Origin of the sequence: Vibrio mytili, assembly GCF_000830505.1 — a bacterium.
GTDB lineage: Bacteria > Pseudomonadota > Gammaproteobacteria > Enterobacterales > Vibrionaceae > Vibrio > Vibrio mytili.
Map to the genome: position 1 here is coordinate 129,497 of NZ_JXOK01000004.1, position 20,021 is coordinate 149,517.

Below are 20,021 nucleotides of genomic sequence, written 5' to 3' on the forward strand. Positions count from 1 at the left end.
CTCCTGAAAAGGTTTAAGCGTAGGGGCTTTCGAAGTCGCTTAACTGAACCAGCACACTCTTCGTTTGCGTGTAATGTTTCAGTGTTTCGACACCGTTTTCACGGCCAATACCGGATTGCTTGTAGCCGCCGACGGGCATTTCTGCCGGTGAATCACCCCATGCATTCACCCAGCAGATACCCGCTTGAATTTGATGAATGACTCGGTGTGCTCGAGAAAGGTTTTGTGTGAAAACGCCTGCAGCCAAGCCATATTCGGTGTCGTTCGCACGCTCGATAACCTCTGATTCATCGCTAAACTTCAGCACTGACATAACAGGGCCAAAAATCTCGTGCTGTACAACACTCATGTTGTCGTCACAATCGATAAATACCGTTGGCGCAACGAAATTGCCGTTTTCTAATCCACTATTGGTGACTTTGTAACCGCCAGTCAGTAGGGTGGCACCTGCTGCTTTGGCTTCTTCAATCGCAGACAGCACTTTGCCTTCGTGATCTTTTGAAATCAGCGCACCGATTTGAGTATTTTCATCACGCGGGTCGCCAATAACCAGTTTCTCGGTACGCACTTTCAACTGCTCAATGAACTCATCATAAATCGATTCATGCACAAAGACTCGAGTCCCATTTGTGCACACTTCACCTTGCGTATAGAAGTTCGCCACCATAGCTGCTGAGACCGCGTCATTTAGCTTCGCATCATCAAAGATGATCAGAGGTGATTTACCACCCAGCTCCATGGTGACTTGCTTAAGCGTTTTCGCACTGTCACCCATTACGATTTTGCCAGTGCCAACTTCTCCCGTGAATGAGACTTTCGCAATATCAGGATGTGCTGTGAGCATTTGACCGACACGGTAATCACCCTGAATAACGTTAAAAACACCGTCAGGCATGCCTGCTTCTGAGTAGATTTCCGCTAATTTTAATGCGGTAAGTGGCGTTTCTTCTGATGGCTTAAAAATCATTACGTTACCTGCCGCCAATGCTGGGGCAGATTTCCACATCGCAATCTGAATTGGGTAATTCCACGCACCAATACCTGCGCAAATACCGAGAGGTTCGCGGCGCGTATAGAAAAACTGATTCTCGTTGAGTGGCTGCTGCTCACCTTGCAAGCTAGGAGCCAAGCCAGCATAGTATTCAATAACATCCGCACCCGTGACCACATCGACAGCAATCGCTTCTTGAATTGGTTTGCCGGTATCCGCAACTTCCAGCTTGGCAAGTTCTTCGTTGCGCTCTCGTAAAATTGCCACCGCTTTATTCAGAATACGGCTACGTTCAATCGCAGTCATTGCAGACCACTTGGCAAAACCTCGCTTTGCAGATTCGATCGCCGCATCCATATCGCGTTGGTTCGCTTGTTTAACATTGGCTAAAGGCTCACCATTCGCTGGGTTGTACGTGGTGAAATGTTCCTCGGAACTTCCTAAATACATAGAGCCATCAATGTAGTGTGTTTTCATTTCCATGTTGAAGACCTGACTTTTCGTTATTTTGTGACTACTTGATTACTTTTTTGCGTAATAAGTTAATTGTTTATCGAGATAGTCATTGATGATGATGGTTGCTTTTTCAGCGTCGATGCCTTGCGGGTTGAGCGTTCCGCGTAGCCAAATACCATCGATAAGAGACGCGATGCCGTGAGCAACTAACTCAGCTTGTTCCGCATTCAGTAACGCTTTTAATTCTTTTCGAAGATGGGATAAAAGGCGTCTTTCGTTCACACGCTGCAAGCGCTTAAGCTGCTCGTCATGCATAGAGTAAGACCAAAACGCCAGCCAAGTTTTAGCGACTTTGTTTTCTGCCTGATAACCGACAAAGTTGCCGTCAATAATGGCGTTAATCCTTTGATGGTGTGCATCGTCAGGCAGTTCACGCAACTTGTTCGTTATGGTGGACGAAAGCTGTCGAAGGATCTCGCGCATCGTTTCTTCCAATAATCCGTGCTTACCACCAAAGTAATGATTGATGATCCCCGTAGATACACCAGCTTCTTTGCTGATCAACGAGATACTCGCTGCGTGTAAGCCTACTCTGTCAATCACTGACATTGTCGCTTTCACCAGCTGTGGCTTCCTAATTTCAGGCATTCCCACCTTTGGCATTTCGTCCCCTTTCATTTTTAATTGAACGATTAGTTAAATATAAAATGCACCAAAACTCATTCGAACTCAAATTATTTTTTGTTAAATATTTTCGCAATCAACGTAAAATCATTGAGACAGAATGCAAGATTAAGTTGTGCTTAGTAACAAACAAGACGTTGTAAAACTCGACAATATGACAAGTCTTTTAATTAAAAATCAACAACTTAATAAATAGTGACAGTAGAAAACACAGAAGACTCATGTTCACTACCCAACACTAGAAATTAATCACATAAAATAAATTGTATCGTGCACTAACTATTGCACCACGATGTGTTTGTCTGCATGAACATTAACCAGATGATGTAACAACAGTTTCATAGCACAACATATTTTATTTGTACGCAGATGAGGCATAGTGAATCATTACGCCACAGGACATACCCAAAAAACGAATTCAAAGGTAGAGCTTAAACAATGAACAGGTAATGTTAGAGATATGAATGGGGGATTACACCAACCCAAATAAGCGCTTGATCACTTACTTATCCAGATTGGTATGAGTAGGCTGGAGACTAAGCATCTTAAATCAAATGGCTTCAAGATGCTGATGAGGTTTATGGCTCAATTTCAGTGCGGTTTCTTCCGTTGTATTTCGCGTTGTAAAGCGCTTTATCTGCCGCCTTAATCGCAATATCTATCGGCTGCTGACTTCCCTTCCAAGAAGAGACGCCAATCGATACGGAGAGCGTATCAACATCAGTGAAGGTTTTAGTATTGATCGATTTTCTTATTCGCTCTGCAACTTCAAAAGCAATGTCGAGGTTTGTATTAACAAGCAACACCAAAAACTCCTCTCCACCATGCCGGCATAGCACGTCATGGTTTCTCGCCTCATCCGCCATATGTTTAGCCACTTCTTTGATCACGGTATCGCCAACATCGTGGCCGTACGTGTCATTAATCTTTTTAAAATGGTCAATATCTATCGCAAGTAGAGAAAACGACGTATACCGTTCACTCAGGTGCACCAGGCTTGTTCCCAACCACGTCGATTTAACAAGCCAGTCATTGTGTCCGTCAAACTATCGACATGAAGCTTTTCAATTCTATCGGAAACACTACTAAACGCCCTCACAAGACTTTGCTTTAAGTTTGCGGCCTCAAAATACCATGGGTTGACCTTATCAAGCTCATTCATCTTAGGGCTTTCTGAATCATACTTCCTCACAGTGCTTGCCAACTGCCATAACGGTTTGGAGATAAGAAAAGAAAAGATCCAAATACATAAAAACGTCATCGCGATAATGGGAATTGATTGCATAACTACTTTCCACATATGCTTGTTAAGATTGGACAAAGTCAATTGCTTCGCTTTTTGTGTAACGATTCCCCATCCTGAACTATCAACAATGGCGTAACCCGCTAGCATATCGACACCTTGTGAATTAGTAACGATTCGCCCGCCTTCAACACCATTAACAAGATCTTCAATCGCAGCGTTATTGAGGATTTTTTCTCCGACTCTAGCCGAATCAGGATGGGCAATTAATGTCGAGTTCTTGTTAACCACGTAAAGGTAAGAGCCGTCTTCATGCGCGTGCTTACCAAGCAACGTTGATAATGCGTTATCTTCTTCCAGATAAATGGTGCCGATGATATAACCTAAGTATTGACGAGACTCGGAAAATATAGGCGCAGAAACCCCGAGCAGATAATTTCCCGCAGGAGAAACAAAAGGTTCGACGATATAAGGGGTTCTAATATTCAAAGGCTCAAGAGAGTTTGGACTAGTGAGTTTGGCACCTTTGACTTCTATGGTTGGGGGGGAAATTGCACGAATGATTCCTTCGGTGTTTACGACCGCCACAGAGTTAAATGCGTTACTTTGCGCTCTTACTCGTTCAACCTCCTCATCCAACAGAACTTGATTGTCAATGTCAGTGCCGAGTTCAGTGGCACTAAATTTTAGTTGGGACAAGGATTCTGACAGAAAGGCGTCCGTCATATACGCCATTTTTTCTGCATACACACGGTTTGACTCTATTGCGTTGGACAGCATGTCGTCACGATTTACTCGATAAACTGAGTAAAAAGCATTGAGCAGCGTCACCACGACACTAAATATACACAGAATGAGAATAAGCCGTCTTAGATTTAACGGTGTTTTTATTTTTTTATTCATTACAACACTAGCCACTACATTTTATTGTGCGCCCATTTTAACATTCACAATCAAACTCGCTATTGTCGTTTCTATATTTTCCATTCCCATTCGGTGTTCTTTTCGACAATCTACGTTCGTATTAAAATTAATTTAAACACTCACTTGGATATGCTTACAGGTTTTTGCAAACTTACTGCACCGATGACACTGCTTTGCGCCTCGCTTTAAACCAGCGCTGACCAAACACGTTAATCACCAATCCCAATCCAATCACTATCACCCCGGCAACCTGCTGCAGACCAAGAGTTTCGTCTAATAATATCCACGCACTCAATAAACCGAATACGGGCACCAATAGAGACAAGGGGGCGACCAAAGCGGTGGCATAGCGACTCAGCAGATAACTCCACCCACCATAGCCAATAATCGTGGCAAATAACGACAGATAAACGATCGAAAATAGGTTATGCCATTGAATATGCAGCAATGATCGTTGGATGACATCCGGCCCTTCAATAAGTAATGAAGTAACGGAAAATGCGACTGTGGGCACAATCGCACTCCACACGATGAGAGACATCGTTGGCACCGTATACTTCTTCATGATGACTTTATTAGTGATGTTTCCTAAAGCCCAGCAACTTGCCGCCCCTAGGATCAAAACTAGGGTAAATCCGGTCAAAGATACAACGCCACCACTTTGCGCAGCGGCAAGTAAGTAAACCCCACTCCCCGCTATGATAATTGCCATCATATTGTGGCGGTGTATTTTTTCTTTTAGTAAAAGGATTCCGAAACCTAAGGTAATGAATGCCTGAGCCTGCAATAGCAGTGAGGCCAATCCAGCAGCCAACCCAACATTTAGCGCCCAGAATAACAACGCGAACTGCCCGAAGCTGATGGTCAAACCGTAAGCCAATAGCCATTTGAATGGCAATTTAGGGCGAGGGACAAAGAGTAAGGCAGGAAATGCCACCAGCGCAAAACGTAACCCAGCCAATAGTAGAGGTGGGACTCCCTCTAAACCGACTTTAATTACTACAAAGTTCACGCCCCAGACCAAAACGATGGTGAGTGCGAGCAGTCTGTCACGCATTAGCATTTAAGTATCCTTACAAACTCAGGTCAGTTTCGCCACAAGCAATTTCACCAAAAGCAAATTCACCTAAAGCAAATTCACCTAAAGCAATTTGACCACTATCAATGTCGCCAAAACAATGTGAAAAGAAGTGAGGTCTGTAACATGCGTGCGACAAGCTGGAGTGAAGAGTTTAGATTGCCTCAAACAAGAAGCGAAAACAAGAAACTCTTTACCTAAGACATCGCGTGTGAGTGACTGTTTTTGTATACACTCACACATTGATAAATGATCACCAGAAGAATACATAGCGCGAGAGCAATACGAGTTGCATCGAGAATACCTTGCCATCCCCAGCCTTGGTAAAATGGTTCCAAAAAGAATACGCCTAAGCTAGCACCAGAATAGTAAAATAAACTGTATAATGCTTGCGCACTTCCCTTTGATTTTGTCACTTTCATACCAATTAACGTGCTGGCTTGAGCATGGCAAAAGAAGAATCCCACCGACACCATAACCATACCGACAACCATAGTGTAAAGGTTAGACCAACTCATCAGGAAGTTTGCAGCCAGCATGATCGTTGCACCAAACGCCACACCTGCTATCGGAGAATGCTTTTTAGCAAACTTTCCTGCCAAAGAAGAACTGGTGGTCCCTCCGAGTAATGTTAAAAACATCAAACTACGAATATCACTCGGAAGGTTGTAAGGGAAGTCACTCAAAACCATCATTAGGTAATTCGATAAGTTAACAAAGGTACCGAACGCCAAGCCAATCAGCAGATACAGTATGACCAACTGCGGGTTTTTCAAGTGATGGCCATAAGCCTTGAGGCATTTTCCTACTTTTAAGGGAGCAGGTTTAAAGTGACGTTGAACGGGTATTAAGTAATAGATGATAGCGTAGAGAATCACGCTGATCCCTGCAATCACATAACCTGCGTAGGCCCAATCACCGAGATGTTCGGCGCTCAATCCACCCAGTAGACGACTGCAAATCCCACCCAGCGTATTTGAAGCAACATAAAAACCAACGGCACCGGCTAACCAACTTTTTCTCAGCTCTTCCCCCATCAACGGAACCGCCAACGCTGGGCAAACCGCTAGGAACATACCTTGGAGAAAACGTAGAGATAAAAATAAGTGGTAATTTTCTACCATAGGAAGGGCCACAGAGACAGTTATACCCGCTGCTGTTCCTGCCAACAACACTTTGCAGCGGCCAATTGCATCTGACAAGCTCGCAAAGACCAGCAGCCCCAAACCCATACCAAGTAGCGGTGCTGACATAGATAGGTTTGCGGCGAGAGAACTCACCTGAAACTCTTTCTGAATAATTGGCAACAAAGGTTGCAGCCAATAAATATTGGAAAAAGTGACGATGGAGAATAAACATACACAGATGACTACTCTGCTGTAATGGGCTGATTTTTTCACTGCTTTACTACTTAATCATTTTCTAATGATGAAACGGGTTACAGAGCTAGATTAACGTTCAGCTATGGATAAAAAAAATATTTTGTATTTATCTAATCCATAGATAATATTTATACCAATCAAACGTTAGATAAGAGAAAGCGAGTTGTCATGGAATTAAGGCAGTTAAAACATTTTGTTGCTGCGGTAGAACAAGGCTCGATCTCCGGAGCAGCCAGAGTTCTGAATTTGGCGCAGCCCGCAATCAGTAGCAGCATTAAAAAGCTGGAACAAGAACTGAAAATGCCACTCTTCAATCGCCGAGATCGTGGTATTGACTTAACCAAAGAAGGCAACGAGTTCCTCTACCATGCGAGACAAATTTTATCTCAGGCAGAAGATGCCAAACTAGCGATGCAGGCGATGGAAGGGTTAGACCAAGGGCTAGTTGATGTCGCAGTCCCCAGTATGTTGGGATCGTACTATTTCCCTCCACTGCTGATGGCTTTTCGGCACCAGTACCCAAACATTGATATCAATATACTTGATACAGGGACACGTAATATTCGACAACTATTGCTACAAGGAGAAATTGAGCTTGGGGTCATCGCAAGCAAAGATATCACTCCAGAACTAGAACATGGCCCGCTTATCCGTGAAGAAATGGTGGTATGCATGGCAGTCGACCATCCCCTAGCGGAAAAGGAGGTGATCGAATACGAAGACTTTCTTGCTCATGATTTAGTCCTGTTTCAAAAAGGCTACTATCACCACACCTTGATAGACAGAATATCTCAACAGGTAAACATTAAACCCAAGGTCGCGTTCAGCAGTAACTTGTTACCGCTAATCAAATCGGTCATTCGGCAAGGTTACGCCATCTCCCCGATGTGGAAAGTCGCGATCAATGACGAAGAGGAAATCATCTCTCGCCCATTTGCCGAAACGTTCGAAATCGATCTCAGTCTCGCTTGGCGCAAAGACAGTTATCTATCTCGAGCCAACCAAGCATTTCGCGACTTTATTTTGAATGAGGCCAATGGTAACCGTTGACCTCATTTTGCTGAAGTGAATACGCAAATTACTGGCAGGTTATCGAGCGACAGGATACAACTCGAGTCACTAATTAATACACGGGCAGTTTGGCGGGAGTACCAGAGCGATGCTTTTTTGCATGACGTCAAAACGTACATTTTTGGAACGGTATGGTTCACCATCCAAATTGAGAGGTAGCTTATTGGGAAAATCGATTTCTAGCCAGCTTGATCTTGTATGTTTCACAAACTCGCCATCGACACTTGGCGTGTTAATTTCTTCAATAACCTTTGGAAGTTGATGGGCTAAAAACGGGCGCACCAATGTTAGATCCATTAATCCGTCGTTGATTAAAGCCTTGGGTGCTAATTCTTGCCCGCCCCCCGCTAAGCGGCCATTACAAAACGCCCCAACCAACATTTCACCTTGATACGTTCCCGATTCGGTTGTAATGGTGCCATCATAAGGTTTGAAGCCTAACGCTTTAACAACGCCCGTCAGCGTATACGCGCCACCACCTAAGAAGTTTTTTAACTCAACGGGGGTTTCCGCTGTAATTTCAGCCCCGAAACCCGCAGCAGCAACGTTAATAAAAAAGCGATCATTAGCTTTTACGCAATCAACCAACGCCGCATCTCCGTTAACCGCTAACGCGAGCGCATCGCCAATGGTATTTGGAATACGATTGGCAGTCGCAAAGTCATTTGCCGTACCCAGTGGAATAATCGCAAGCTCTGGCCGTTGGTCTGCATCAATTTGCGCTAAGGCTGCAACGGCTTCATTAACCGTTCCATCGCCGCCAGCAACAACGATTCGTTTTATTCCTTCAGTCACGGCTTCTTTAATCAAGCGGGCCATATCTTCCGACTCCCACGTGACTCGGACTTGGACCTCTACCCCCTGCTCTCTCATCTTAATGATTTCATCTCTAAGTTCAGGGTTCCCGGCTTTTTTACCGTTAAGGATGGTACGTATCACATTCATCATAGGTTTCCTTTAGATAGAGGTATCAAACACTTCCTGGTTACTTTGGTCGACTTTACTTTACATCGTCTGTTTCAGTTACGCTATTCGTATCACCGCAACTAAGTTCCCTGTCGTTTATTCCGCTGATTTATCACTCGAACTTTGGTATTTCTTTGTTTAATTTGCTTTAATCAATACAAATACCATTTACTCAAAATAACTCGATGAATTTTCGCCTTATTTTTCTTGTTGCTATTGTCAGTTTATTTGCAGGTTGTGCTACTTATGCTGGCCTTAACTTCGACCAACTTTTTGGCCCGCAGCTCGTTCGTGAGCGCACGGTAGGTGTCGAAACCAAACAAGCTAATTTCTTTCAAAAAGAAGTCAAACCCATCATAGACAACCGCTGTGTGGTATGCCATGCGTGCTACGATGCGCCATGTCAGTTGAAGCTTTCGTCCGTCGAAGGGATTGACCGTGGGGCATCAAAAGCCTTGGTTTATGAAGGTACACGCCTTATTGCAGCCGCTCCCACTCGTTTGTTTGAAGATGCCCAAACCACTCAAGAATGGCGAGATGCTGGCTTCCACCCGGTGTTAAATGAACGTGAACAAAGCATGGCTGCGAACCTCGACGCCGGTTTGATTGCTCGTTTATTGCAACAAAAAGAGCGCCACCCCCTACCAGAACAAGTGCAGTTAGAGGGGTTTGATTTTTCCATAGACCGTGAGCAAACCTGTCCGACCATGGAAGAGTACGAACAGTACGAAAAGGACAACCCGACATGGGGAATGCCATTTGGTATGCCCAATCTAACCAACAGCGAATACCATACTTTGATGAATTGGTTAGAGAATGGCGCTCTGATGAATGTCCACAACCCAATCAGCGACCACCAGCAAACGCTTATCGACAAATATGAAACGTTGCTTAATAACTCTGAACTCAAACATCAGTTAATGGCACGCTATATCTATGAGCACTTATTCCTTTCACATCTGTATTTCTCGGAACTAAACGAGCAGCCGCGTTTCTTTACCCTGGTCCGCTCTTCAACACCACCTGGACAACCTGTTCAGCGTATCGCTACACGTCGGCCATATGATGAGCCAGGTGTTGAACGCGTGTATTACCGCATCATTCCTGAGCAAGGCACTATCGTTGATAAAACACACATGCCGTATGCGTTAAATAAGCAACGTTTCAACAACTGGCGTCAATGGTTTATCGACTCAGAATATAGCGTATCTAAACTCCCAAGCTATGAACCAGAAGTCGCCGCAAATCCAATGACGGCCTTTATCGACCTTCCCGTAAAATCACGCTTTAGGTTCATGCTGGATAATGCCCAAAATACAATCATGGCTTATATAAAAGGGCCAGTGTGCCGAGGCCAACTTGCGCTCAATGTGATTAACGATCGTTTTTGGGTACTTTTCCTCGATCCTGATACAAGCAGCATTCCGGAAGTGAACGAGTTTTACCGCTCTCAGGCAGCAAATCTCAAACTCCCTGGAGAGCTGGAGAGTAATACTCTTCCGGTCACCAATTGGGTAAAATACGCCAGTCAGCAAGCCCGCTATCTCGAAGCGAAATCTGCGTTTTCAAACGAATGGTTCAAAGAGCACGAAAACCTGTCAATGAATATTATTTGGGATGGTGATGGAAACAACCCAAATGCTGCGCTGACGGTATTTCGCCATTTTGATAGTGCGTCCGTCGTACAAGGCTTAGTTGGCGAACAGCCCAAAACAGTATGGGTACTTGATTACGCACTACTAGAAAGAATTCATTATCTGTTAGTGGCAGGGTTTGATGTCTACGGCAACTTTGGTCATCAATTAATCACGCGCATGTTTATGGACTTTTTGCGCCTTGAAGGTGAAAGTAATTTTGTATCCTTGCTCCCAGCAGATATGCGTCACCAACTGCAATCGAGTTGGTATCAAAACCAAAGCCCTCAATTGAGCGACTTCTTACAACGCAACGTGAAACCATTCAACCAACCAACAAGTATCGTCTATGAAACGGATGACCCGATGAAAGAGCTACTGGATAAGCTCCGTCAGCGTTTGTCTCCGATATTGAACACGCGATATGAAATCGTCAATACCGCCCTCTCTTCAGAGAGTGAAACCCAGCTCAAACGTATAGGAACGCTTCGTGGTGAAGGGCTGAAAACTATCCCACAAATCACCATGTTAATGGTACAAAGTCAGGCAGGCAAAGATGAACTGTTTACTTTGCTGCACAATAACGCTCATACCAATATCTCGAGTTTGTTTGATGAAGAGAGTAACCGAGATTTCGCGAACGATGACATGACCATCGTACGCGGTGTCGTCGGAAGTTACCCGGCTGCGTTTTTCTCGATAAAAGAGGCGCAAGTCACAGGTTTTGTCGATCAATTCAGCGCAATAAAAAGTGAAGCTGATTACGTTAACTTATTGGATCGTTTTGCGATTCGCCGTAGCTCAGATAAATTCTGGTCATTCAGTGATCGCCTACATAAATGGTACCGTGCAAAACAACCGATCGAATTTGGATTACTTGACTATAATCGTGTTGAGAATCGATGATGATTTAAGGGGGTTCTCATGGGTATCCGAGATAATATTGCCGCTCTTGAACAACAAATCTACATCGCTTGTTCAGAGGGAGACTACGACACGGTCAACATGCTTGAGCATCAACTCGAATACTTGCGTGGCAAAGTGGAGCATCCTTTAGACGATGATCCCTATGCTTTAGACACTCGGTTCGAGTGGGAAGATGATTTGACCAAATAGAAAAAACCTCCGGCGCAACCGGAGGTTTTTGTTTCAGTTAGCGCCAAGCAGCACTAAGCAACAAGGTTAAGAGGCGAATCAAAGATGACCTATCGCAGTCAATAGCTCTGTCATACGCGTTCGCATCCACTAATCAAGATACGCCTGCAAAGCAGCCGTATCATCAACACGCGTACTGAACAATTCACTTAGCGCTTCCACCTCATTTGAGCCTAGCTCTTGTAAGGTCAGTTTATAGATAGAGGTAATGCGCTCCTCTGCTATCGAGATGACTCCTTTTGTATTCGGTTCATCTTTCGACAGCACTTTTCCAACCGATTGGATACACGGCAACCGAGCCTCTACTTCTTGCTGTAAAAGTAGAATATCCATAGGAGTACGGATCCGATACAAATACCCGCCATCCACTTTCTGCCTCGCAACATAACCAACATTCTCGAAAACAATCGACTGAGTAACCAAAACAGTGGCGCAGGTTTGATACTTGTATGGTTTGATGTCAACAGGCGTAAATTTGAACTCTGGTTGTCCAGACAACCGATCAGTCCGGGCGTCGACTAATGCACACGGCTTACTTAATGGACCGGTGATCTCGTTCCAGTGAATCGGAACAAATAATTCTCCATGTTTCATAGTCTCGCTAAGGACCGTCTTAACCACACACTCACCGTTGGCATTGAACACAGTGACCATGTCTCCATCACTGAGATCATATTGCATTGCAGTTTCAGGATGGATTAATACGTATGGCTCCTTTGCATGCTCCGCCAAACGACTCGATAGACCGGTTCGTGTCATTGTATGCCAGTGGTCTCGGCTTCTGCCCGTATTCAGCACGAGTGGAAAGCGTTTCGTTGTAGATGTCACTGGAGCACTATGTTTTACCGGGATAAAATTAGCACGATGATCCTCAGTAAAGTATTGGTTATCTGTAAACATTCTCTGATTCACAACTTCGTTCTGTTTCTGTTCGACCGGCCATTGCTGCGGATCAAGTGAGTTGTACTCAGAGTCGGTTAGTCCTACCAGTCCCGCTAAATTGAGATCCCGCTGTTTATCGTTGTTTCTCAATGTCGTGAGTTCCGCATATTCCTTGAAGATCTGCCCTTCATGCAAGTAATCAAACGAGTCTTTAAAGCCTAATTTTTGTGCGACCTGAGAGACAATCCACCAATCTGGTTTCGCTAAGCCAGGACTGGCTAATAACCTGCGTTGACGTGAAATTCGACGTTCAGAATTGGTAACAGTGCCCGATTTTTCGCTCCAGCCTTGCGCTGGCAATAAAATATCGGCATAAGCTGTTGTTGCCGTCTGCTCAATGCAATCCGACACTACAACCAAAGGACATTGGTTTAACGCCTGCTTAATCTTCTCACTGTCAGGAAGGCTAACGACAGGGTTTGTCGCCATAATCCAAATCGCTTTAATCTCGCCCTTGTGAATAGCATCAAACATATCGATCGCCTTTAAACCGGGCTTTTTCGCCAGATTATCGGTTCGCCAGAACGCTTCGAGCTGCTCAATATCGTCAGGGCGATTAAATTCCATATGCCAGCGAGCGTGTTCGCTAACGCCCCAACCTCTCTGCCCCCCATTGCGTTGGGTTGCCCTGTCACAGAAAATGGGCCAGTCCCTTCTTTGCCGATTTTTCCAGTCGCTAAATGACAATTAATAATGCTATTTACTTTGTCGGATCCTTGAGAGGACTGATTCACGCCCTGCGAATATATCGTGATTACCTTTTCGGTATTGGTGAAAAAATCATAAAACTGTTGGAGTGCCGATGCATCAATTCCGGTCACTTCACTCACATCTGCATCATTGAGTGCTGCTTGGTACGCGTCACTAAAGCCATTTGTCGCAGAACCAATAAATGCGTGATCAACCCGACTATGTTCGCCGAGATGGACCAACAAGCCGTTAAATAGTGAAACATCCGAACCCGGATTTATCGCTAAATGAAGATCGGCTAACTCGCAGGATTCATTACGGCGCGGATCGATCACAATGACGTTCAGGTTAGGATTGGTTTGCTTTGCAGCTCTCAGACGTTGAAATAAGACGGGGTGACACCAAGCCAGATTAGAACCGACAAGTATGACTAAGTCTGTTTTCTCAAGATCTTCATAGCAGACAGGTACCGTATCCATACCAAAGGCTCGCTTATGACCAACTACGGTAGACGCCATACACAAGCGGGAATTGCTATCTATATTAGCGGTTCCGAGATAACCTTTGATGAGTTTATTTGCGACATAGTAATCTTCTGTTAGTAGTTGCCCAGACACATAGAAAGCCACCGCATCCGGACCAAACTTTTCTATAGTATCAGCGAAACCTTTCGCTACTCGAGACAGAGCCTCGTCCCATTCGGAGTCTCGCCACTCACCGCTTTCTGTTTTCAGCTTTGGAGTGAGCAAACGGCCGTCATGTATAACCGTGTCACCAAGAGCGATACCTTTAGTACAGAGTTTACCGTAATTTGAGGGGTGCGCTTTGTCACCACGTACTTCTAGCTGCCCATTTGACATTGGTCTTGCTTCGATGCCACATCCTACACCACAATAAGCACATGTTGATTTGATCCATCCTTCGCTCATATCACCCGTCTCCAATATTCCTTTTAAATACTGAGTAGCAAAAAACATTCCAAACACAAAAAACTGAACATTAACTTAATATTATTAATATTAATCAACAAGATAAAACAAGGGATACCTCTAAAGTAGTAGATGGTATTACTTTATAAAACTACCACCTTTTATGTATATTTACCCATATTGATGCATTCATAACCATAAAAACCCAACATCTACCCCTTTTGGCAATACCGCCTACCCTCCTATTTTTTGTACGAAAACTCACTCCACAAAACATAACCAATTGTATTTTAAAAGATTAATTCTATTTTTTAGGAAAAATACATTCATGGCACCCATGTTGCTATGTGAGATACATACATCTAGCAAAATCACATTCGAGGCAATGGCAATGATGATGAATAAAGAACATACCGTTATTGGAAGCGTATCACTGGTAGGTGCAGGCCCTGGCGATCCAAACTTACTTACCGTCAAAGCAATGAAAGCCATCAAGGGTGCCGACGTCATCGTGTACGACAACCTTGTCAGTGAAGGCATCCGCGCTTTGTTTCCTGCTCATTGCCAACGCGTTTATGTCGGAAAAGCCAAAGGCTGCCATAGCTATAAACAAGAAGAGATCAACCAGTTGATCGCGAACTTTGCTTTAGATGGACAGACTGTATGTCGTGTGAAAGGCGGTGACTCCTTTGTATTCGGACGTGGTGGAGAGGAGATGCTGTTTCTTGCGAAATTGGGGGTTGATGTGAATGTTGTTCCTGGCATTACCGCAGCATCTGGGTGTACGACCTATTCCAACATTCCACTTACCCATCGCGGGCTTGCTCAGGGGTGCACGTTTATTACCGCACATGCTGATAAGCGCTTAGAAATAAATTGGAATGCATTAGCTCAACTTAACCAAACATTGGTTATTTATATGGGGCTAACAAAAGCACCACAAATACAGCAACAGTTGACCAGTGCTGGTATGGAAACCGATAAACCAGTGGCCATTATTGAAAATGGCTGTACTCCACAGCAAAGAACCATCGTTGGCCAACTATCTGAGCTTGCTGAATTGACATCACGTCACGCAATCAAGTCGCCAGCACTTATCGTCATAGGTGATGTTGTGAATGTTGCAAGCCAAATGGAATGGTTGCAGCAGCTTAACGACAAGAATACCACGCCTCTTTCCGAGCCCAGCTTACTTAAAAGCGCTTAATCACACGGTCAAGAATTTCAGAATCACTAAGGGAAATAAGATTATGAGCAAACAAAAAATCATTGTGGTCGGTAACGGAATGGTCGGCCACAAATTCATCGATACTCTGATTCAATCTGAACAGGATGATATTGAAGTCCTCACATTTTCTGAAGAGCCTCGATTAGCGTACGATCGCGTGCAATTGACCTCTTACTTTACTGGCAAAACTGTCGATGACCTTTCGTTAACAAGCGAAGGTTACTATCAGTCAAACGGCATAAAATATTTGCTGAATGAAAAAGTCAGCAACGTAAACCCAGACACTAAAGAGATCGTTACCTCATCAGGCCGTGTTGAGAGTTACGACAAATTAGTGCTCGCCACTGGCTCATACCCTTTTGTTCCACCGATCCCAGGTAATGAAAAAGAATTCTGTCATGTGTACCGCACCATTGAGGACTTAGATGAAATCGAACGTTCGAGTAAAGACAGTAAAATTGGCGTTGTTATTGGGGGCGGTCTTCTAGGTTTAGAAGCAGCGAATGCCATTAAGAACCTAGGGTTAGAAACACACGTTGTTGAGTTTGCACCTCGCTTGATGGCCGTTCAGCTCGATCAAGATGGTGGTGATTTACTTCGTCGCAAGATTGAAGCGCTTGGTGTGACTGTTCATACCGAGAAAGCGACAACTGAAATCGTCGACGGAAGCGAATGTCGCTACAGAATGAATTTTTCTGATGGTACGCATATTGATACGGACATGATCGTATTCTCCGCAGGCATTCGCCCTCAAGACGAACTTGCCCGCAATAGCAGTATAGAAATTGGCGAGCGCGGCGGTATCGTCATCAACAACCAATGCCAAACCAACTATGAAGATATCTATGCGATTGGTGAATGTGCCTTGTGGGAACAACGTATCTTTGGTTTAGTCGCACCGGGCTACCAAATGGCGAAAGTGGCCGCTCAGCATATCCTTGGTTCTGTGCAGGCAACCCAGTTTACTGGCGCGGACATGAGCACCAAATTGAAATTAATGGGTGTGGATGTCGCGAGTATTGGCGACGTGCATGGTCAAACATCCGGCGCACTATCATACACATACAAAGACGAAATTGAGCAAGTTTATAAACGTCTCATCGTTTCTGAAGACAAGAAAAAGATTGTCGGTGCGGTACTCGTGGGCGATGCCTCAGCTTACGGTAATCTATTACAGATTCGTCAAAATGATCTTCCGCTACCGGAAAATCCATCCGTATTAATTCTGCCTAACGTCGCTGACGATGAATCTGCAGGACTGGGTATTGATGCGTTACCAGACAGCGCAGTTATCTGTTCATGCTTTGATGTCACAAAAGGTTCTATCAAACAAGCGGTAGCGGCTGGGTGTACTTCTATGGCGGCGTTAAAAGAAACCACCAACGCATCAACAGGTTGTGGTGGGTGTAGTGCGCTAGCAAAACAAGTGCTCGATAGCGAGTTAGAAAAGCTGGGAGTCGAAGTCAATAACCATGTTTGCCAACACTTTGCTTACTCTCGTCAAGAACTGAGCGATATTATTCGCGTTAATAAAATCAAAACCTTTGATGAGCTGCTAGAGAAGCATGGCCAAGGCTTAGGTTGTGAGATCTGTAAGCCGACTGCGGGTTCGATTTTAGCATCCTACTGGAATGACTATATTTTGCAGGATGAACATATCGAACTGCAGGATACTAATGACATCTATCTCGGCAATATGCAAAAAGACGGCACTTACTCCGTAGTTCCACGCGTTGCTGGCGGAGAGATTACACCAGAAAAACTCATTGTTATTGGCGAAGTGGCCCGTGATTACGATCTCTACACCAAGGTCACGGGTGGACAGCGAATCGACCTCTTTGGCGCTCAGCTTAATGACCTCCCTGCTATCTGGACACGCCTTGTTGATGCGGGCTTTGAAACTGGTCATGCCTACGGTAAGTCCGTTCGTACCGTCAAGTCTTGTGTGGGTAGCACTTGGTGCCGCTACGGTGTTGGTGACAGCGTAGGTTTCGCTATCGATTTAGAGAACCGTTATAAAGGCCTTCGCTCTCCTCACAAACTCAAGTTTGCCGTATCCGGTTGTACGCGCGAATGTGCTGAGGCTCAGTCAAAAGATATTGGCGTTATCGCAACAGATAAAGGTTGGAACTTATATGTATGTGGTAATGGCGGTATGCGCCCACGCCACGCTGACTTGCTCGCAACCGATCTCGACGATGAAACCTTGATTAAGTATGTCGATCGCGTGCTCATGTTCTACATCCGTACCGCGGACAGATTGCAACGCACTTCTGTATGGCTGGAGAACCTTGAGGGTGGCCTGGATTACCTAAAAGAAGTCGTAATCGAAGACAAACTTGGATTAGCAGAAGAACTGGAAAAATCCATGCTCGACAACATTGCTAACTACCAGTGTGAATGGAAAACAACATTGGAGTCGCCTGAAAAATTGCGCCGATTCAGCCACTTTATTAACAGCCCCGACCGCGATGAAGCGCTGCAGTTCGTGACTCTCAGAGATCAGAAATTCCCAAAAGATCGAACGGTTTCTAAACAGACAGCAGACGACCTAGCCATTGAAGTGGTCGAAGTCAGCTAAAACACTGATTAAATGATTAATTTTAGGAGAAGAGACATGGAAAACTGGATATCAATCTGTGAGTCTGATGCTATCGCACCAAACACCGGCGTTTGTGCCAAAGTCGAAGATAAGCAAATCGCTATTTTTTTTAGCAAGCGTACGAATTCGTTGCACGCTATTTCCAATTACGACCCCATTGGCAAAGCCAATATTTTGTCGAGAGGCATTCTCGGCTGCATGGACGATAAACTGTGTGTGTCATCACCGTTGTACAAACAACACTTTTGCCTAGAAACCGGGCACTGTATTGAAGACCCAGAATACAACGTGCCGATTTATCAAGTAAGAAATAACAACGGCACTATTGAAGTAAAGCAGTAACGAGAAGTACTCGACATCAATGCGTGGCATTGCCTACAGAACATGATTAGGGAATGCCACAGAGAAAACGCTTACAAGGATTAATGAACATGGAAAGCTCTAAATTCAACCTTCTTTCCTTCACTGGAAAAATGAAAATCCTCCACTTAAGCTGGATGGCATTTTTTATCACTTTTGTTGTTTGGTTTAACTTTGCACCAATGCTGCAGATGGTGAAAGAATCACTTGGCCTATCAAGCCAGGAAATCAAAACGCTACTGATTTTGAACGTAGCACTGACAATACCAGCACGTGTACTCATTGGGATGTTTACTGACCGTTTTGGCCCACGTATCGTCTACTCAACGTTGCTGGCTATCTGCTCTATCCCATGTTTCATGTTCGCCTTTGCAGATTCCTTTATTCAGGCGGCTATTGCACGCTTTCTACTTGGCTTTATCGGTGCAGGCTTCGTTATTGGTATTCGTCTTGTGTCTGAGTGGTTTCCACACCATCAACTCGGGACAGCAGAGGGCATTTATGGCGGTTGGGGTAACTTTGGTTCTGCTGCTGCAGCGTTTACCCTACCAACACTCGCACTGATGTTCGGAGGTGACGATGGTTGGCGCTATGCGACCGCGATAACGGGTGTGATGAGTCTGCTATTCTCGGTTATTTTCTACAAAAATGTGTCCGACACTCCGAAAGGTGCAACCTATTTCCGTCCAAAACATCTGTCAGCAATGGAAGTAACATCAAAAGGCGACTTCTTTTTCCTATTAGCAATGAAAGTTCCGATGTATGCAGTACTGGCTTTGCTTGCATGGAAACTGTCACCAACTAACATCAACATGCTCGACCAATGGATGGTTAACGCGATCTACGCGGGTCTTGCCATTCTTTACATCGTCGATGCGAACCAAGTATGGAAAGTCAACAAAACGATTTTCCAAAAGCCAGTCGAGCCTATCCATCAGTACAAATTCAAGCAGGTTGCAGTATTAAACGTTCTGTACTTTGCGACGTTTGGCTCTGAGCTTGCGGTGATTTCCATGCTACCGCTGTTCTTCTCTGAAACATTCGAGTTAACACCAGTTGTAGCGGGTATGGTCGCTTCTGCTTATGCGTTCATGAACCTGATGTCTCGCCCTGGTGGTGGTTTAATCTCAGATAAATTTGGCCGTAAGCTAACGCTTCTGATACTGACTGCTGGTCTTGCCGTAGGCTATTTCTTAATGGGTCAGGTGAACGAAAGCTGGCCAGTATGGGTAGCAGTAGCTGCTGCAATGGCGTGTTCGTTCTTCGTCCAAGCAGGTGAAGGCGCGGTGTTTGCTACTGTCCCGCTAATCAAACGTCGAATGACTGGACAAATCGCTGGTATGACCGGTGCTTACGGTAACGTTGGTGCTGTGACTTATCTAACGATTCTATCTTTTGTCTCTTACCAAACGTTCTTCTTTGTCATCGCTGCGACCGCTGTTGTCGGCTTTATTGCGCTAATGTTTATGGAAGAGCCAGCAGGGAAAATTGCAGAAGTTAACGAAGATGGTAGCGTCACATTAATCGATGTATCACATTGATACTCAGCGTAAGTACTTCATGTAGAGACTTAACGTAGAGATAGTGAACGTAAATAGTTTTATCGGGAGGTATTGAGCTTTGCTTGCCAAGATAGGATTCACTACCTTGGTACAAAGCATCAATATCGTTCAGAAGCTCAACCAT

The 20,021-nt window shown here is 44.6% G+C and carries 14 protein-coding genes and 1 pseudogene; 7 read left to right on the forward strand and 8 right to left on the reverse strand.

Translation table 11 applies throughout. The features are described from left to right. Window positions 1-13 precede the first annotated feature (13 nt). From betB to SU60_RS01150, 6 genes are all read right to left on the reverse strand, one after another. Window positions 14-1,474: a betaine-aldehyde dehydrogenase gene (gene betB, locus SU60_RS01130; protein ID WP_041153936.1), complete on the reverse strand. Its 1,461-nt coding sequence runs from the start codon at window positions 1,472-1,474 to the stop codon at window positions 14-16. 39 nt (window positions 1,475-1,513) lie between these two features. Continuing rightward, window positions 1,514-2,110: a transcriptional regulator BetI gene (gene betI, locus SU60_RS01135; protein ID WP_041153937.1), complete on the reverse strand. Its 597-nt coding sequence runs from the start codon at window positions 2,108-2,110 to the stop codon at window positions 1,514-1,516. Between the two features lie 599 nt (window positions 2,111-2,709). Then, window positions 2,710-3,123 carry a GGDEF domain-containing protein gene (locus tag SU60_RS22705; protein WP_342418100.1) on the reverse strand — a complete coding sequence of 138 codons (414 nt, stop codon included), beginning with the start codon at window positions 3,121-3,123 and terminating at the stop codon, window positions 2,710-2,712. Further along, entirely contained in the window at window positions 3,114-4,277 is a 1,164-nt protein-coding gene (locus SU60_RS01140) for a cache domain-containing protein (RefSeq protein WP_342418101.1), read from the reverse strand. The genes SU60_RS22705 and SU60_RS01140 overlap by 10 nt, the downstream gene beginning before the upstream one ends. A gap of 172 nt (window positions 4,278-4,449) precedes the next feature. Continuing rightward, the gene (locus tag SU60_RS01145) at window positions 4,450-5,355 is read right to left on the reverse strand and encodes an EamA family transporter (protein ID WP_245228330.1); all 906 of its coding nucleotides are present in this window, start codon (window positions 5,353-5,355) and stop codon (window positions 4,450-4,452) included. 218 nt (window positions 5,356-5,573) lie between these two features. Then, entirely contained in the window at window positions 5,574-6,776 is a 1,203-nt protein-coding gene (locus SU60_RS01150) for an MFS transporter (protein ID WP_041153939.1), read from the reverse strand. A 150-nt stretch (window positions 6,777-6,926) separates the two neighbouring features. Here SU60_RS01150 and SU60_RS01155 point away from each other — a divergent pair, with 150 nt between their 5' ends. Continuing rightward, the gene (locus SU60_RS01155; protein WP_041153940.1) at window positions 6,927-7,808 is read left to right on the forward strand and encodes a LysR family transcriptional regulator; all 882 of its coding nucleotides are present in this window, start codon (window positions 6,927-6,929) and stop codon (window positions 7,806-7,808) included. 69 nt (window positions 7,809-7,877) lie between these two features. Here SU60_RS01155 and yegS read toward each other — a convergent pair whose 3' ends face one another. Then, the gene (yegS, locus tag SU60_RS01160; protein ID WP_041153941.1) at window positions 7,878-8,774 is read right to left on the reverse strand and encodes a lipid kinase YegS; all 897 of its coding nucleotides are present in this window, start codon (window positions 8,772-8,774) and stop codon (window positions 7,878-7,880) included. Between the two features lie 206 nt (window positions 8,775-8,980). Between yegS and SU60_RS01165 the strand changes: the two genes are divergently transcribed. Next, window positions 8,981-11,335: a fatty acid cis/trans isomerase gene (locus SU60_RS01165; protein WP_041153942.1), complete on the forward strand. Its 2,355-nt coding sequence runs from the start codon at window positions 8,981-8,983 to the stop codon at window positions 11,333-11,335. Between the two features lie 18 nt (window positions 11,336-11,353). Continuing rightward, window positions 11,354-11,545, forward strand: a complete 192-nt coding sequence (locus SU60_RS01170) for a hypothetical protein (RefSeq protein WP_041153943.1) — start codon at window positions 11,354-11,356, stop codon at window positions 11,543-11,545. 129 nt (window positions 11,546-11,674) lie between these two features. On the opposite strand, the pseudogene SU60_RS01175 reads toward SU60_RS01170, so the two are convergent. Continuing rightward, window positions 11,675-14,145: pseudogene (locus tag SU60_RS01175) on the reverse strand (molybdopterin oxidoreductase family protein). Between the two features lie 397 nt (window positions 14,146-14,542). Here SU60_RS01175 and cobA point away from each other — a divergent pair. The 4 genes from cobA to SU60_RS01195 all read left to right on the forward strand — a co-directional run bounded on the left by cobA (window position 14,543) and on the right by SU60_RS01195 (window position 19,876). Then, on the forward strand, window positions 14,543-15,352 hold the full coding sequence (gene cobA, locus SU60_RS01180) for a uroporphyrinogen-III C-methyltransferase (RefSeq protein WP_041154104.1): 810 nt from the start codon (window positions 14,543-14,545) through the stop codon (window positions 15,350-15,352). 43 nt (window positions 15,353-15,395) lie between these two features. Further along, window positions 15,396-17,954 carry a nitrite reductase large subunit NirB gene (gene nirB / locus SU60_RS01185; RefSeq protein WP_041153944.1) on the forward strand — a complete coding sequence of 853 codons (2,559 nt, stop codon included), beginning with the start codon at window positions 15,396-15,398 and terminating at the stop codon, window positions 17,952-17,954. Between the two features lie 36 nt (window positions 17,955-17,990). Beyond that, on the forward strand, window positions 17,991-18,317 hold the full coding sequence (gene nirD, locus SU60_RS01190) for a nitrite reductase small subunit NirD (RefSeq protein ID WP_041153945.1): 327 nt from the start codon (window positions 17,991-17,993) through the stop codon (window positions 18,315-18,317). An 89-nt stretch (window positions 18,318-18,406) separates the two neighbouring features. Further along, window positions 18,407-19,876: a NarK family nitrate/nitrite MFS transporter gene (locus SU60_RS01195; protein ID WP_041153946.1), complete on the forward strand. Its 1,470-nt coding sequence runs from the start codon at window positions 18,407-18,409 to the stop codon at window positions 19,874-19,876. Window positions 19,877-20,021 lie beyond the last annotated feature (145 nt).